This is a genomic window from Bacteroidota bacterium, from assembly GCA_016706865.1.
GTDB lineage: Bacteria > Bacteroidota > Bacteroidia > Chitinophagales > BACL12 > UBA7236.
Map to the genome: position 1 here is coordinate 434,756 of JADJIS010000003.1, position 16,465 is coordinate 451,220.

At 36.4% G+C, this 16,465-nt stretch carries 15 protein-coding genes; 11 read left to right on the forward strand and 4 right to left on the reverse strand.

The features are described 5' to 3' along the window. The first annotated feature begins 10 nt into the window (after window positions 1-10). The 4 genes from IPI31_11465 to IPI31_11480 are packed head-to-tail and all read left to right on the forward strand — an operon-like array spanning window position 11 to window position 3,865. Window positions 11-568, forward strand: a complete 558-nt coding sequence (locus IPI31_11465) for a DUF1599 domain-containing protein (GenBank protein MBK7568430.1) — start codon at window positions 11-13, stop codon at window positions 566-568. Then, window positions 558-2,213, forward strand: coding sequence for a DoxX family membrane protein (locus IPI31_11470; protein MBK7568431.1), 1,656 nt, complete (start codon window positions 558-560; stop codon window positions 2,211-2,213). The genes IPI31_11465 and IPI31_11470 overlap by 11 nt, the downstream gene beginning before the upstream one ends. Before the next feature lie 55 nt (window positions 2,214-2,268). Continuing rightward, entirely contained in the window at window positions 2,269-3,345 is a 1,077-nt protein-coding gene (locus tag IPI31_11475; protein MBK7568432.1) for an ABC transporter permease, read from the forward strand. 1 nt (window position 3,346) lies between these two features. Beyond that, window positions 3,347-3,865 carry an AAA family ATPase gene (locus tag IPI31_11480; protein MBK7568433.1) on the forward strand — a complete coding sequence of 173 codons (519 nt, stop codon included), beginning with the start codon at window positions 3,347-3,349 and terminating at the stop codon, window positions 3,863-3,865. Here the strand turns inward: IPI31_11480 and IPI31_11485 are convergent. Beyond that, entirely contained in the window at window positions 3,862-4,377 is a 516-nt protein-coding gene (locus IPI31_11485) for a phosphoribosyltransferase (GenBank protein MBK7568434.1), read from the reverse strand. The genes IPI31_11480 and IPI31_11485 overlap by 4 nt on opposite strands. Before the next feature lies 1 nt (window position 4,378). Continuing rightward, a complete protein-coding gene (locus IPI31_11490) occupies window positions 4,379-6,820 on the reverse strand; it encodes a S8 family serine peptidase (protein MBK7568435.1) in 2,442 nt (813 codons plus the stop codon). 68 nt (window positions 6,821-6,888) lie between these two features. On the opposite strand from IPI31_11490, the gene IPI31_11495 reads away from it, so the two are divergent. The 5 genes from IPI31_11495 (at window position 6,889) to IPI31_11515 (ending at window position 11,650) form a co-directional block, all read left to right on the forward strand. Then, window positions 6,889-8,205, forward strand: a complete 1,317-nt coding sequence (locus IPI31_11495; GenBank protein ID MBK7568436.1) for a (Fe-S)-binding protein — start codon at window positions 6,889-6,891, stop codon at window positions 8,203-8,205. A gap of 38 nt (window positions 8,206-8,243) precedes the next feature. Continuing rightward, window positions 8,244-9,041, forward strand: a complete 798-nt coding sequence (locus IPI31_11500) for a (Fe-S)-binding protein (GenBank protein MBK7568437.1) — start codon at window positions 8,244-8,246, stop codon at window positions 9,039-9,041. Window positions 9,042-9,087: 46 nt separating this feature from the next. After that, entirely contained in the window at window positions 9,088-9,573 is a 486-nt protein-coding gene (locus tag IPI31_11505) for a hypothetical protein (protein ID MBK7568438.1), read from the forward strand. 62 nt (window positions 9,574-9,635) lie between these two features. Further along, the gene (locus tag IPI31_11510; protein MBK7568439.1) at window positions 9,636-10,901 is read left to right on the forward strand and encodes a hypothetical protein; all 1,266 of its coding nucleotides are present in this window, start codon (window positions 9,636-9,638) and stop codon (window positions 10,899-10,901) included. Between the two features lie 44 nt (window positions 10,902-10,945). Continuing rightward, on the forward strand, window positions 10,946-11,650 hold the full coding sequence (locus IPI31_11515; GenBank protein ID MBK7568440.1) for a DUF1003 domain-containing protein: 705 nt from the start codon (window positions 10,946-10,948) through the stop codon (window positions 11,648-11,650). 286 nt (window positions 11,651-11,936) lie between these two features. On the opposite strand, the gene IPI31_11520 is transcribed toward IPI31_11515, so the two are convergent. Next, a complete protein-coding gene (locus IPI31_11520) occupies window positions 11,937-13,421 on the reverse strand; it encodes a lamin tail domain-containing protein (GenBank protein MBK7568441.1) in 1,485 nt (494 codons plus the stop codon). A gap of 169 nt (window positions 13,422-13,590) precedes the next feature. Beyond that, window positions 13,591-14,310 (reverse strand): FKBP-type peptidyl-prolyl cis-trans isomerase, encoded by a 720-nt coding sequence (locus IPI31_11525; protein MBK7568442.1) that lies wholly within the window; start codon window positions 14,308-14,310, stop codon window positions 13,591-13,593. A gap of 360 nt (window positions 14,311-14,670) precedes the next feature. Here IPI31_11525 and IPI31_11530 point away from each other — a divergent pair, with 360 nt between their 5' ends. Both IPI31_11530 and IPI31_11535 read left to right on the forward strand, forming a co-directional pair. Beyond that, window positions 14,671-15,141, forward strand: coding sequence for an RDD family protein (locus IPI31_11530; GenBank protein ID MBK7568443.1), 471 nt, complete (start codon window positions 14,671-14,673; stop codon window positions 15,139-15,141). Between the two features lie 616 nt (window positions 15,142-15,757). Next, a complete protein-coding gene (locus IPI31_11535; protein MBK7568444.1) occupies window positions 15,758-16,438 on the forward strand; it encodes a carboxypeptidase regulatory-like domain-containing protein in 681 nt (226 codons plus the stop codon). Window positions 16,439-16,465 lie beyond the last annotated feature (27 nt).

The following is a 16,465-nucleotide window of genomic DNA, read 5'->3' on the forward strand; positions in this document are numbered from 1 at the left end:
TACACCAATAATGAATACAGCAGTGTCGAAAACAAATATACAATATGACGAGGCAGTGGAGGGTTGCCGGAACATTTTCATAAAAAAAATAAAGGATTATGGCACATCGTGGCGCATTTTAAGGCCTCAATCGATAACTGACCAAATTTTTATTAAAGCGCAACGCATCAGAACCATCGAACAAGCGGGTACATCCAAGGTGAATGAAGGGATTGAAGATGAGTTCAGAGGAATTATTAATTATGCGGCCATAGCGTTGATACAATTGCAGCTTACTGACAAGGATCCTATTCAACTTGATGCTGATCGGGCATTGGAATTATATAATGAACAAATCAATTTGGTGAAATCATTAATGGAGGATAAAAACCATGATTATGGAGAAGCCTGGCGCGATATGCGGATCCCGTCTTTTACAGATCTTATTTTGATGAAAATTTTGCGTGTAAAACAAATAGAGGAAAATGATGGTAAAACTTTGATCTCCGAAGGTGTTGCCTCGCATTATATGGATATGATAAACTACTCAATTTTTGCATTAATAAAACTCAAGGAAAATGAAAAATAGTGTTTTGTGGTTTTGCCGGATATTTGTCGGCGGTTTATTTATTTTCTCCGGACTGGTAAAAGCGAACGACCCTGTTGGATTTGGAATTAAACTGGAAGAATATTACGACGTATTTGCAGAACGTTGGTCGTGGACCTCTTTTTTATTTAAAGCAGATTGGGTTTTGGATACCATAAATTTGCAGGCAGTTTTTTTAACCACACTGGAAGTTGCATTAGGTATTGCATTATTATTGGGATTATGGAAAAATCTTACTGCCTGGTTATTATTATTACTTATTGCTTTTTTTACCTGGCTTACAGGATACTCCGCAATTACAGGTTCTGTAACAGATTGTGGTTGTTTTGGTGATTTTATTCCGCTTACTCCATGGCAATCATTTTATAAGGATCTTGTGCTGATCTTTTTGATCATAATTATTTTCTTTCTCCGAAAAAATATTAAACCAATATTAAAACCTGTCCCTTCTTTTTTAATTTTTGTATTGGTTACAGGATTTGCATGGTGGGTTAATTCGCATGTATTAAAACACGATGTATTTTTCGATTGGCGCCCTTATGCTGTAGGAAATAATATTCCGGAATTAATGGTAATTCCCCCCGATGCAGAAAAAGATGTTGTGGAGATGAATTACAATTATTCGAATGTAAAGAGCGGTGAGAAAATTAAATTGAAATTTTTAAACACCGAACTCAGCGATAAAAACAAAATGGCGGAGCTGACAAAATATTCCAATGATAAAGAAAATTGGAAATTGGATACTTCGTATACTAAAATAAAAGTGAAAGGATTTCGACCTAAGATCATTGATTTTGCAGTTTCGGATGAGAACGATAATTATATTACAGATCAGATTCTGAACAATCCTGATTATACTATTATGGTGGTATCGGCACACTTCGATAAAACAAGCGATGAGGGATGGGAAAAAATACACAGCGTTCAACAAAATGCAGAAAAGGAAGGATTATTCACTTTTGCATTGGTTGCGGAGAGCAGAGAGGCTATAGAAACATTCCGTCACGAAAAACAAATGGCATTTCCCTTTTATACCGGTGATGGTAAGGTTTGTTTGACAATAGGAAGAACAAATCCAAACATCGTGCTTTTAAAAAATGGGACTGTGATTGATAAATGGAGCTGGCGCGATCTTCCATCATTTGAGGAAATAAAAGCCGAACATTTTAAAGACAGACCGGCAGTGGAATTAAAACCTGTTACCGATGAAATGTTTGTAGTGGGTGAAAATGTTGTTCCTAAAATTATTAGTTCCAAAGAACCGTATAATGAATTCTTTTTACAGGATAGTATTGGGGGAGATGTAACTGCTGTCACATTAAATGATTCGTCATCCATAAATATGGTGGTGATAAATGAATTGGGGCAAGATAAACTTACCGGCGATACATGGAAAGCGATTCTGACAGAGATGAAAAAGATGGATTCGACCGGACAAAAATATTTTGTAGTGAGCTCCGGGTCACCTGATATTCTAGTTTTGATGAAAAAGGCATCCGGATTAAATTACAGTTATTTTGTTTGTGATAAAGATGTTTTACATAAGATCATGAAAGAAAATACCGGTATAGTTTCTATTGAAAAAGGAATTGTAGTTAAAAAGGTAGTGGAAGGTGCTTTGATATAAATTACTATTTTAATTTATGTAGAGATAAAATTATTAAACCATTCAATAAGAGCAATTGATAAAATTTATTTTCAAACGTCTTCTTTACGGATTATTTGTTTTGCTCGGAGTGGTGATAGTGGTTTTTTTATTATTTCAACTGACTCGTATCAATCCGGAACGGCAGATAGCAGGTGAAAAAGCAGACAAACAGACCATCGAAAATATTAAAAGGGAGTTGGGTTTAGATCTGCCTGTGGGCCAACAATTACTCGTTTATCTCAACGATATTTCTCCATTGAGTTTTCACAATAATACCAACAGCGAATCCAGATATTTTTTAAATAAGGATAAATATGAATACGGAAAAATATTGTCTATTGGTTCCACTTCCTTTGTAATTAAAAAACCTTTTCTCAGTCGCTCCTATACAAGCAAAAGAAGGGTGAGTGAAATTTTATCTGAACGCATTCCGAATACTTTGGTTCTTGCGTTAACGGCAATGATATTTGCGACAGTTATCGGAATTGTTTTTGGCGTGGCAGCAGCTATAAAACCAAATTCGCTGCTCGACAGATTTTGCACTGCGGTAAGTGTTTTGGGAATTTCTTTTCCTTCCTTTTTTGTGGGAATTATACTCCAATTAGTATTTGCATATTTACTGGTTTCCATAACCGGATTAAACATGACAGGTGATCTTTACGTAACGGATGGTTACACCGGAGAAAAATATCTTGAACTTAAAAACCTCATACTTCCGGCCTTTGCTTTGGGAATTCGCCCAATTGCCGTTATTACACAACTTACAAGAAGCGCCATGATCGATGTGATGCATAATGATTATATCCGCACCGCCAGAGCAAAGGGATTAAATGAAAATACCATACTTTTTAAACACGCATTAAAAAATGCATTAAATCCTGTGGTTACCTCTGTATCCGGTTGGCTCGCGAGTTTACTTACGGGTGCATTTTTTATTGAAGCAATATTTAATTACAACGGAATTGGATATGAAACGGTAAATGCCTTAAAAACTTTTGATTATCCTGTTGCCATGGGTGCAATTTTATATACCGCTGTTATTTTTGTGGCAATTAGTATTTTAGCAGATATTTTATATTCGGTTATTGATCCGCGTATTCGAATTTCTTAATATGAGAATATATCTTTTGGGTTTTATGGGCTCCGGTAAATCAACTTTTGGAAAAAAACTTTCTGAGAAGTTGGATTATACACTCATGGATATTGATCAGATGATGGAAGTTTTGGAAAAGAAATCGGTGTCAGAAATATTTAAGGAAAAAGGGGAGGAGTATTTCCGTCGATTGGAAGCCGATATTTTACATTCTTCGGTTTTGCATAAAAATGCAGTTATTTCCTGCGGTGGAGGAACTCCCTGTTATTTCGACAATATGGATTGGATGAATGAAAGAGGATTAACCATTTATCTCAACATGCCACCCGAAATATTATATGGCAGATTAAAAGAGAGAAAAGCAAAAAGACCTTTAATAGCAAACCTTACCGATCCCGAATTAAAGGATTATATTTTTCAAAAATTATCAGAACGCGAAATATATTATCTGCGCTCTAAACTCATCATGGATGTTTCTGTTATGGAAGTAAAAGACAGAATAGAATTAGTAAAAATGAGGATGTTGACCGAACCTTAAGATAAATATATCCCACTATTTTCCGCATCGCTTAAAATCACCTTAATATGTTCGTGAATGGTAGTGCTCAACGACAATCCTACATAATCGGGACTCACAGGAAACAATTTGTGTTTGCGTTCCACTAACACTGCATTGCGGATCTTTTTGGGCGAAAAACTCAATAGAGGTTTTATTGCATACAATAATGTTCTTCCGGTATTCGCAACATCATCCACCACAATAATTACCTTGTTATCTATTTCCTCTTCGGTGAGATTTAATTCCACAGCACTGTTGCCGGGGTCGTTTTTATCTAATTCGATATGCGTTAATAAAAGTTTGGTGCTTACGATCTTCTTTAATTCGTTATATAATAATTCGGCAAAAGTATAACCTTCGGTTGCCTTACAAATACCGGCAATTACAATTTCTGTTTCCTCATAATTATCCTCTGCAATTTCGTACGCAATGCGTTTGATCTTTTGATTTATTTTTTCTGCAGAAACAATTTTTGTTAATGTTTGCTCCATATTATTTAATTACTGTGATAGTTTTTGAATACCGTGTATCCTCGTTATAAATTAATAAATTATAGATCCCGGCGGGTAATGTAGAAATATCCAATATGGTATCTCCCGCATTGCTTAGTGTATTTATTACACTATGTCCTGTGATATTGCTCAATACAATATTACTTTCCACCGATATTCCTTCAATATGTAGGGAGCCTGATGCCGGATTCGGATAAACAATTATCATTTTTTCTTCTTCCATCCCCTCCTTTAATGGTAAGGTTGTGAAAGTGAAAGTATCACTCCAATCACTTAATCCGTAAGTATCACAATATGCTCTAACCGAACAGGTATAGGTTGAATTTGGAGATAATCCGTTTAATATTTTTGAATTGCTGAATGCTTTAATTTTAGTGGTAGTACCTCCGGTTTTATGATAACTTATCTGATACCCTACGGCATTTGGAATAAGGTCCCACTTTATTAATGCCTTGGTTGCCATAACATTTAACAATTCAATATTTTGGGGCGGATTAGAATAATTATCAGCCTCACATCCCCAATCTCCTGTTAAAGTTCTGAATGCATCTGCTTTGCCATATCCCCATCTGTTATTCGGCAGATCTTCACCTGTAAAAACATCAGATCTTCCCTGACTTAAAATCGCATCTTTTATCTCCGCATAATTGGCTTCGGGATTTTTTTGAAGATATAATGCAGCAATTCCTGCAACCTCCGGACTCGCAAAAGAAGTTCCGTTATAAATATAATGTTCACCATCCAACGATATATATGTTGCAAGTCCAAGACCTATCAACCATTCGGTTAAAATAGTGGAGCCCGTAGATAAAACCCTGCAACCCGGTGCACAGATATCAGGTTTTATCCTGTTGTCGCGTGTTGGTCCGTGACTCGATGAAATATACAGATCACCAACAGGATCGAAAAAATTGGCTATCACTCCATAATAATTGGTCATGGTATCTCTGTTCACATAATTGCCAACAGTAATAACATGATCGCTGCATTGCCAGTCACTCACTATAGATTGATCCAAATCGGGTAAACGGTAATTAATTATTTCGGGTAAGGTTCCTGCATCGGGCAATCCGGTAGTAACATAATTTGAAAATCCTGTTGCAGCTTCTGTACTCCAAACATCAAAATGTCCGGCTCCACTTGTGGTTAATCGCCAATAATAGGTTGAAATGCTCGGTGTGATAACAAATTCAATTAAATATCTTCCATCCAATAACTGCGCATAAAGTTGAACATTTCCTGCTCCCGGAATCGTAAACAATATGGAGTCAATAATATCTGTATCAAAATTAAAATCACTCAACATATTAATAGATGGAGTGGAACCAATACTTGCAAAACCTGTCGGATTATCAGCACTGATCCTAAAATCCACATTATTAAAATCAGCAGTATCTGCCCACAATTGCCAATAAACAAGATTCGTATAGCTTAATTTTTTAAACCAGGTAAATTGTTCGGTGGCCGTAACATCGTATCCCAGGTGAAAGGACAAAGTTCCTGCATTACCTGCTGCTGCAACAAATGCCCGGCCATTTTGGGCCTCAATAAGTTCATTCAATGCCTGCGTAGTAAGGTCTAAACCATCATGCGAACCTGCATAAGAACCATAGCTGGTATTAATTACACAGGGTTTGTTTAGTGCATTGGCTCTGTCATAAATATAAGAAACGGCATCAACGGTGTTTGATAAATAATCGCTCTCAAAATTTAGTGCAACCAAAATCAGGTCGGCATTTGGTGCAACTCCCCGGTATTTATTTGATGCATTTCCACTTGATGCTGCAACACCTGCCACTCCTGTGCCGTGACTGTAATTTTCACCGTCATAATCGTTACTGGTGCAGGTTCCGTTTGCAATCATGGCACTGTCACACTCAATTCCATATCCATAATCCACAGGGGCAGTTCCGTCAGCTGAGTTTTGGTCCCACACGTATTTTATGCGCGAATTACCCTCTGAATCTGTAAAATCCTCATGATCAATATCAAATGGGGTGTCAATTACGCCAATAACAACTCCTGTTCCATCGTACCCCTGTTCAAGAGGCCACATCCCCAAATATGCTGAGTCAACATTGTTGTGTTTAACCATCACATCGTTCAACAAGGTGAGTTTTGCTGTGGGAATATCAATAACCTCCACAAATAGTTCTTTGTTTAATAGTCTGATATTACTCACCGGAAGATTAGCGGAAACTATTGATTTTGTTGAAAATTTAACGTTGCCATTGTTACTTAGGATAAAATTTTCAATTTGTTTTACATCACCTTTTATTAAAACAGGAACAATTTCTCCTGCAGTGCGTTTGGCCATTTCATGGTATGCAGATAACGTTATCTTGTTTTTTATGGATTTATTTTGCGTTATACCTACTAGTGGTAACACAAAAAACAGCAGAACCAGTAGTTTTGATCTCATAACTGTGAATAGTTAATTATTACAGTCATAAAATTACGCTTAATTTAGCAACCGTCTAAACTGTGTGTATGGATTTGGTTTTACAGGTAGCATTTGCAGTGATATTCGGTGTTTCCGCCTGGATAGCAGGTAAGAAATTTGTTTCTATCAGAAGGAATATTTTTTTAGGGAGACCGGAAAAATTAAATGACAATCCCGCACTCCGTTGGAAGAATATGACACTTTTTGCTTTGGGGCAGAAAAAAATGTTTCGAAAACCCTTACCTGCCGTTTTACACTTATTTATTTATGTAAGTTTTGTAATTGTAAATATTGAGGTGCTGGAAATTGTTGTGGATGGACTTTCTGGAAGTCACCGTTTTTTCGCGCCTTATTTGGGTGGTTTTTATACTTTCATGATCGGTATTATTGAATTTCTTGCATTGCTCGCATTAATTGCGACAATTATATTTTTGATCAGAAGAAATGTATTAAAAATAAAAAGGTTCACGCAATCAGAATTAAAAGGATGGCCTTTTAAGGATGCAAATTTTATTCTGTTGATGGAGTTTATTTTAGTGATCGCTATTTTAACCATGAATGCAGCAGATGTTCAATTACAGAATTTAGGTGCTGAACATTATTACAATACAGGAAATTTGATAGTATCTCAATTTACTTCTGCAATATTTTCAGGCGTTAATATGGAATCACTAATTGTGATTGAACGAGTGGCCTGGTGGCTGCATATTATCGGTATATTATTTTTTCTGAATTATATTCCTTATTCTAAACATTTACATATCATTCTTGCATTTCCCAATTCTTGGTATATGCGTTTAAATGATAAAGGCATAATAGAAAATATGCCGGTTATTATGAATGAAGTTAAATCAATGGTGGATCCTTCCGCTCAGGTTACCACAATTGTTGATCCGCCTAAAACATTTGGTGCAAAGGATGTGACTGATCTTAGCTGGAAACATTTATTGGATGCCTATTCCTGTACCGAATGTGGAAGATGCACCGCAGCTTGTCCCGCAAATATTACAGGAAAAAAATTATCTCCCCGAAAAATTATGATGGATACGCGCGACAGATTGGAGGAAATAGGAAATAATCTTTCGAAACATGGAAAAGATTTTGTTGATAATAAAGCCTTGTATGGAGATTATATTACAGCGGAGGAATTACGTGCCTGCACAACCTGTAATGCATGTGTGGAAGAGTGTCCCGTTAATATAAATCCATTAAGTATTATTGTTGAACTGAGAAGATATGCGGTGATGGAATTAAGTGATGCGCCACAAGAATGGAATGTGATGTTTAATAATATGGAAAACAATCAGGCGCCATGGCAATTTAATCCTGCCGACAGGATCAAATGGGCAGATGAAATTAAATAAAGATTTAAATAAGGAATATTAAGTATTATTTAATGAACATGAATACGGAGTTAAACAAAGTTCAAATTATGGCAGAGTTATTTGCCAACGGTGAATCACCGGAGATATTGTTTTGGGTGGGATGTGCCGGTAGTTTTGATGACAGGGCTAAAAAAATAACCGGATCGTTCGTTAAAATATTAAATAGTTTAGGAATTAAATTTGCGGTTCTTGGAACGGAAGAAGGATGCACCGGCGATCCTGCGAGAAGATCAGGAAATGAATTTCTTTTTCAAATGCTCGCACAAAATAATATTGCAGTTTTAAATGGTTATGGTATTAAAAAAATTGTAACTACTTGTCCGCATTGTTTTAATACACTTAAAAATGAATATCCTGCATTGGGAGGAAACTATGAAGTTATTCATCACACAACTTTTTTACAACAATTGATCGATGAAGGAAAATTAATAGTAGATGGTGGTGGATTTAAAGGAAAAAAGATCACCTATCACGATTCATGTTACCTCGGAAGGGCAAATAATATATATGAGGCACCAAGAATTGTGTTGGAGAAACTGGATGCGGAACTCGCCGAAATGAAGAGTTGTAAAAGCCGTGGTTTATGTTGCGGGGCAGGAGGTGCGCAAATGTGGAAGGAAGCAGAACCCGGAAAAAAAGAAATTAATATTGAAAGAACGGAACAAGCACTGGAATTAAAACCTGATATTATTGCAAGTGCCTGCCCTTTTTGTAATACCATGATGACAGACGGAATAAAAAATAAAAATAAAGAGGAAGAAGTGAAAGTTTATGATGTAGCGGAATTAATTGCCATGGCAAATCATCTGATATAAAAACCGCTTCATTTATTAATTTAAAACACTCTTTCTTTTGTAACTTATGATGAATTTAAATACTAATTACTCACCTGAATCAAAAGTTTGGATATATCAATCATCTCGTCCGTTTACGGAGGAAGAAATTAGTGCCATTAACGATCAATTGGCCATATTTACAAAACAATGGACAGCGCACAATGCTCAACTTCAGGCGCAGGGAAATATTATTGAAGACAGGTTGATTCTATTGATAGTTGATGAGACCCACACTGCAGCCAGCGGATGCTCCATTGATACTTCCGTTCATTTTATCAAATCGCTGGAGAAAAAATTTAACGTAGATCTTTTCGACAGAACTCTTGTTAATTTTTATCGTGACGGAACGCTTAGCTCTGTGCATCTACATGATCTGCCTGAATTATTTGCCGCACATGTAATTAATGAAGAAACTCAGGTAATTGATCCATTGGTAAATTCAAAAGCTACCTTCGATACAAATTTCAAAACTGCGTTGGGAAATAGTTGGATGAAGAATTTCCTTCAATAATATCTAAATTACATCATCAGATCACTGCAAAATATTTCTTTGTCACTTTTCGTTTTTAAAATATGAAAATCCGCCTCCTCACAACCCTTATTTTCACCTCCGTTTGCACTTTATATGCTCAGGATAATGATTCTACAAATACAAATTATCTCCGGGTATATCTCGATGGTGCAAATAATTATCAGGAATATATAAAAACGGAAATTCCATTTGTGAGTTATGTTCGCGACAGATTTGAAGCTGATCTTCATTTATTAATTACCAGTCAGACGACAGGAAGTGGTGGATCTGATTATACACTCTTTTTACTTGGGCAGGGTAAATTCGGAGGTAAAAATGATACACTACATTATATTGCCAATACGAATAACACAGAGGATGAAACGCGTGCAGGATTGGTGCAAATATTAAAAATGGGTTTGCTGCCATACATTGCAAAATTACCTGGAGATCTGCCTATTACAATAACTTATACTGGTAATGCCGGCGAGGAAACAAAACAAGCGGATGATAAATGGAATAGTTGGGTTTATTCAATCAGCAGCTACGTAAATGCAAATATCAGTTCCATTTTCACTTCCTATAATTTGTCGGGAAATTTAAGTGCAAATAAAGTAACAGATGAATGGAAGATCAGTTTAGATGCAGGAGCGAATTACAATACAAATATTTTTGTGTTGGATGATACTACTAATTACGAAAGCTTTAATAATAGCACCTATAGTGGTATTACTGTTGTGAAAAGTTTGAACGATCATTGGTCATTTGGGGGTGAGGCCGAATATTTTACAAGCACTTATAGTAATTATGATGCAAATATTAATATTTCACCTGCCATCGAATATAATATTTTTCCTTATGCGGAGTCAACAACCAAATTACTTACTTTTTTTTATAAAATAGGCCCGGAATACAGTAATTATACTGATACTACTATATTCGAAAAAGAAAATGAAATTCTTCTGCGCAACAGGTTGGATATTTCATTATCTATGACCCAAAAATGGGGCTCTATAACAATAGGCCTCAATGGTTCGAATTACTTTCACGATCTGAGTAAGAACAGCGCAGGTTGCTTCACATCGCTAAGTTGGAGGATAACAGAAGGATTAACGATTGATGGATTTTTTACAGTGGACTTTCAACAAGATCAATTAAATCTCCCAAAGGGTGATCTTACGGAAGAAGAAATATTATTACAGATTTCTGAGCAAAAATCCAGTTTTAATTTTTATACTTTTTTCGGTATCTCGTACACCTTCGGATCGATTTATAATAATGTTGTGAATCCTAGATTTCAGGGAGGAAATTATTCGTTTTATTTTTAATAGATTATCCTTTGTAATTTTTACCGCTTATTAAAATTTTGAATATGGATAAAATTATTACCTGTGCAATTTCAAATAAGGAACTCCCCGCTCACTTATTATCTGATACCAACTATATTGGTGAAAAGATCAAAGCAGTTTTAAAAACGCAATATCCCGAATGGAACGGTAATGGATTTGTATCCAACGATATAATCAACAAGGCCAGAACTGCATATATCACCGGATTAATTACTACCGAACGGGGTGATCTCGACAAATTGGACAAGGAAGTAATTGAGAGCATTTCCAATGCTGAACTTATGAGCCGCGATGTTTATTTGGAAAAAGCTGATCCTATAAATTTTGGTGAGAAATTGGCAGATAAGGTTGCATCTTTTGGTGGAAGCTGGAAATTTATTATTTTATTTGGTTTAGTAATATTGATATGGATTTTGTTAAATGTATTTTTATTAATTGAGCGCCCATTTGATCCATATCCTTTTATATTATTAAATCTTGTTTTATCATGTCTGGCGGCCTTGCAAGCTCCGGTAATTATGATGAGCCAGAACCGACAAGAAGCTAAAGATCGTATCCGTTCGAAGAATGACTATAAAATAAATCTTAAAGCAGAGTTGGAAATTAGATTATTAAACGAAAAAATAGATCACATGCTCATCCATCAGCACCAACGTCTTTTTGAAATTCAACAAATTCAAATTGAAATGATGGAGGAAATTGCGAAGAAGTTGGAAGGGAAGGGGTAGTGGGCAGTGGCAGTGGCAGTGGCAGTGGCAGTGGCAGTGGCAGTGGCAGTGGCAGTGGCAGTGGCAGTGGCAGTGGCAGTGGCAGTTTGTAACTTGTAAAGTTAACGCTTCGAAATAAAATTTATTTAAAATTTAAAACTTAAATTAGGTACCATTTAGGAATTAAATTTTCATCTGAAATAAATGCAAGTCCTATGTCCTATATCGTATGTCCTACGTCGTATGTTCTACGTCCTATTTCCAATGTCCTATGTCAAGTCCTATGTCCTACATCGTATGTCCTATGTCATTTCCTAACTACCCTCATCGAAGATAAATTCCCCATCTCATCAGAAACTGTAATCAAATAAACACCTACAGGAACTGTATTCCCATTTTCATCATTTCCGTTCCAGGTTATGATATTATTTGAATTATCGAAATGTTTGATATTTTGCCCAAGAGAATTTGTGATATAAATATCTTTTACATTTATAGTTGCATCAATGGTAATAATTAATTGTTCTGAAAAAGGATTTGGAGCTATGGTAAAGAATGTTGGGTATAATTCTTCAATTGCAGTTGGGCATGGTACCACAAAAGGATTTCCGGGTGAACCGTATAAACATCCCGCAACCCAGGTTGTGGCGATATTTGGATTTCCTCCTTCATCTATTTGTTCCAGGGTAAATCCTGTTCCATCAGCATCAGTTGGCCAGGGTGCATTGTCGTTATATCGAACACTGTATTTTATTAATCCGCTTGGTGTATATAATCGAACCCCATCGCCACCATTGGAAAAATGAAAAGTGGGTTCACCAATTACATTTGTAATGGATGGGAATTTCACTGTAAATGATTCGAGGCTATCAGTAACTACCAATCGTTCACCTGCATCTAAAATATTACCAGTGGGAATTACATATATATTTCCGGTATTCGCATCGCGCAATATCCATCCACCAATATTAATGGCAGAAGAACCTCTGTTTAATATTTCAACCCAATCTCCGGGATTATATGCAAGCAGTGAATTATAATTTATCTCTGAAATAACAATATCATAGTCACAAGGAGTATAATCAAATCCCGGAGTTCCTAAAACGCAACTTGCGATCCAGTTGTCAGGATCATTTTCATTTCCTGTTTCATCTAATATTTGTAATGCCGGTCCTAAACCATCCGCACCTTTTGGCCAAGGAATAGAATCTACATAATTTACAAGTCTTACAACAGTTCCCGAATTATCCTCCAGTTTTACACTTCCTGATGTATTATCAAATCCATAACCAAATTCACCTATATAATTTGTTACATCACCATGAACCATTAAAAAGGTATCAATCGATTGAACTATTACAATATATTCATCGGGAGAAAGAATGGTTCCTACAGGAATTGTATAGGAATTAAAAGGTGTTTCATCCTTTAATTTCCAATTGCTGATATTAACGTCACTTCCACCATAATTGTGTAATTCCACCCAAGCGTTGGAATCGTTAAAATTGTCGGAATTGTAATTGATTTCGGTAATTGCTACAGTGTATCCACCGGCAATATCAAATACACCCGGATCACCTGCAATATTGTTATTGATCCAGGGAAACCATGAGCTGATCCATAATTTTACTTTTGATGTTTCATCATTAGGTGATTCTCCTAAAATGAATTTTGATGATGATGCACCTTCCGAAAAAGCGATTTTTTGAAAATTGCAATTAATTTGATTTTGGCTGGCAAATGCAACGCTCACCGAAAAGGTGGTTGCGAGGAGGAGTAAATATTTTTTCATTTATACCGTTTGATTAAACGCTCTGCAAATTTAATTAATTGTTAATTAATAGTATAATCTATGTAAACCTCAAAGCACTCACATTTTTTGCATTTTATTAATAAATAGAGATATTTAAAACGACAAAACCACGCCTTAGCGTGGTTTTGCAATATGTTTTACGAATCCATTATTCTTTTATAACAGGTTCAGTGCCTGCAGGAATTACTCCTAAAAGTTCAACTTCAAACTCAAGTGCTGCATTAGGTGGAATAAAACCTTGGTATCCAGCCGGTCCGTAACCTAAATCTGACGGGATGTATAAAATCCATTTATCGCCAACCTTCATCATTTTTAAAGCCTCTGTCCAGCCTGCCATAAATCCATTTACCGGATGTGTAACGGGTTGTCCGTTTCTAACTGAGCTATCAAAAATTTCACCATCAATAAATTTTCCCGTGTAATGCACAACTACCTGATCGCCATCCACAGGTGTAGCGCCTGTTCCGGAAGTTATTACCTTGTAAAGTAAGCCACTTGGTGTAGATTTAACACCATCTTCCTTAGCTTTTACTGCTAACCAATCATCACCTTCTTTTTTCGCTTTTGCGGTTTCGATATCCGCTTTTTTGCGCATATAACCATTCAAGAACGCTAAAGAACTGGAATCATTCATTTTAAGTCCGAGAGTATCTTCTGTAAGAATAGCTTTTATAACTGCAGCCATGATCTCTGTATTCACTTCAGTGATCTTTTGCTCCTTAAAACTTTCTCCGATATTGATACCGATAGCATAACTCAGCGAGTCAGCACCATTTTCCATTTTAACATTTTGTATTTTAGTCTCTTTACATGAGGAAATTACCACTGCAAACAGCGCAGCTATTGGTAATACTGTTAATTTGTTCATAGATTTTTATTTGAGGGTGCAAAGATACCAAAAATGTTGGAGAGGGGGAAATTTTATGGGTGGAGGGGATTTTGGTTGGGAGTTCCAGTCGCAGTCACAGTCGCAGTCGCAGTCGCAGTCACAGTCGCAGTCGCAGTAAGCAGTGGGCAGTTTGTAGCATTGATGATTTTTCCTCCGAATTATAATTTTTCAACCTTCTCAACTTTTTCAACTTGTCTAGGGCATAATTTGATTATGAATGATAGAGTAATTTTCCTCCGTATCGAACCCAGAACTCAGAACCCAGAACTCAGAACCCCGAACTCAGAACCCCGAACCCCGAACCGAAACATGTAGTGATAGACGCAGGAGATCAACTACATGTCAGAACCCAAACTTTTCCCTACCTTTAAATTTATGGAATTACTCGATCAGGAATTTACTCAACCTGTTTTTCAGGTGCCGGCAGGATTTGGAAAACGATTGGCTGCATGGATGTTAGATTGTATTTTGGTATCCTTTGCAGGATATGTTATCGGGTTAATATTTGGCACGAATATCTTTAAGGAATCATGGGGAATTATATGGTTCAATAATATATTGACTATGGGTTATTTTATCATTATGGAAGGCGGAAATTCGCAAGCTACCTTTGGTAAAAAAATTCTCAACATAAAAGTTACCGGATTAAAAGGGGAACACATAAATTACAAAAAAGCATTCATCAGAAATATCTGCAAAATAATATCAGCACTCATAATTGGAATAGGTTTTTTAATGGTACTTTTCACAGATAAAAAACAAGGATTGCATGATCTGATCGCGGAAACACTTGTGGTGGAAGAAAACTGAAGGTAATTGATAATTGATAATTGATAATTGACAATTAATAATTGACAATTGAACAGCCCTATATGCCCTCGACCTATCAGGTTTTTTTTTAACCTGGTAGGTCTGAGGGAAGGAGGAGGTAATTGATAATTGGCAATTGATAATTGACAATTAAACAGCCCTATATGCCCTCGACCTACCAGGTTATTTTTAACCTGGTAGGTCTGAGGGAAGGAGGAGGTAATTGATAATTGACAATTAAACAGCCACGCAAACTTAAATATTCAGGTTTTAGATATCCAGAACTCAGAATCCAGAACTCAGAACTCAGAACTCAGAACCCAGAACCCAGAACCCAGAACTCAGAACCCAGAACTCAGAACCCAGAACCCAGAACCCAGAACCCAGAACCCAGAACCCAGAACCCAGAACTCAGAACCCAGAACCCAGAACTCAGAACCCAGAACCCAGAACCCAGAACCCAGAACCCAGAACCCAGAACCCAGAACTCAGAACCCAGAACTCAGAACTCTTAACTGTCAACTTCCCGTCATTTCACATTAGATTGCAATCCGATGACACAGCGCTTTTTTTATACCATTACTTTTGGAATATTAAATAACTAAAAAAGCGACACATGAAAAAAATTACTGTTATGTTATTATTGCTCACTGCAACATTTTATTGCAAAGCACAAAACGAAGGAGAAATTACAGGAAAAGTTTTAGATGAAGAAACAAACGAAGCTCTTCCGGGTGCACACATGATCTTAAAAAGTGGTGACACAAAGGTGATGGAAGTTGCCACCAATGATAATGGAATTTATGTATTCAAACCAGTAAAACCAGGTATTTATGATGTATCAATTATTTTTATCGGATATGATACAACCCGATATCTTGGATTAGAAGTAAATTCCAATGGAATAAATTATCAGGATTTTATTATTTACCCGGGAATAAAATTAGATCCATTTACCGTTAGGCCTTCTTTGGTTGATGATCAGGTGCCTGGCGAAGTAAAAGAGTTTGAAGCGGAAGATATTGGTCATATGACTGTTAGCAGCCCGGTAGAAGTTGCAGTACAGGCTGCAAAAGTTCAGCAAAATGATAGAACCGGTGGACTTTTTCTTGGAGGATCCCGGGAGGATGCAACCATGTATGTTGTTGATGGAGTTAAAGTAATTGGCAGCTTATATGTTCCAATGAATGCAATTGAAAATATCTCTGTTTTAACCGGAGGAATACCGGCAAATTACGGCGATTTTACTGGTGGGATTATTGAAATAACAACAAAAAGCTATTCGGGAATATTTTGAGCAATCGTGAAAGGGGAGTTCTGCCAT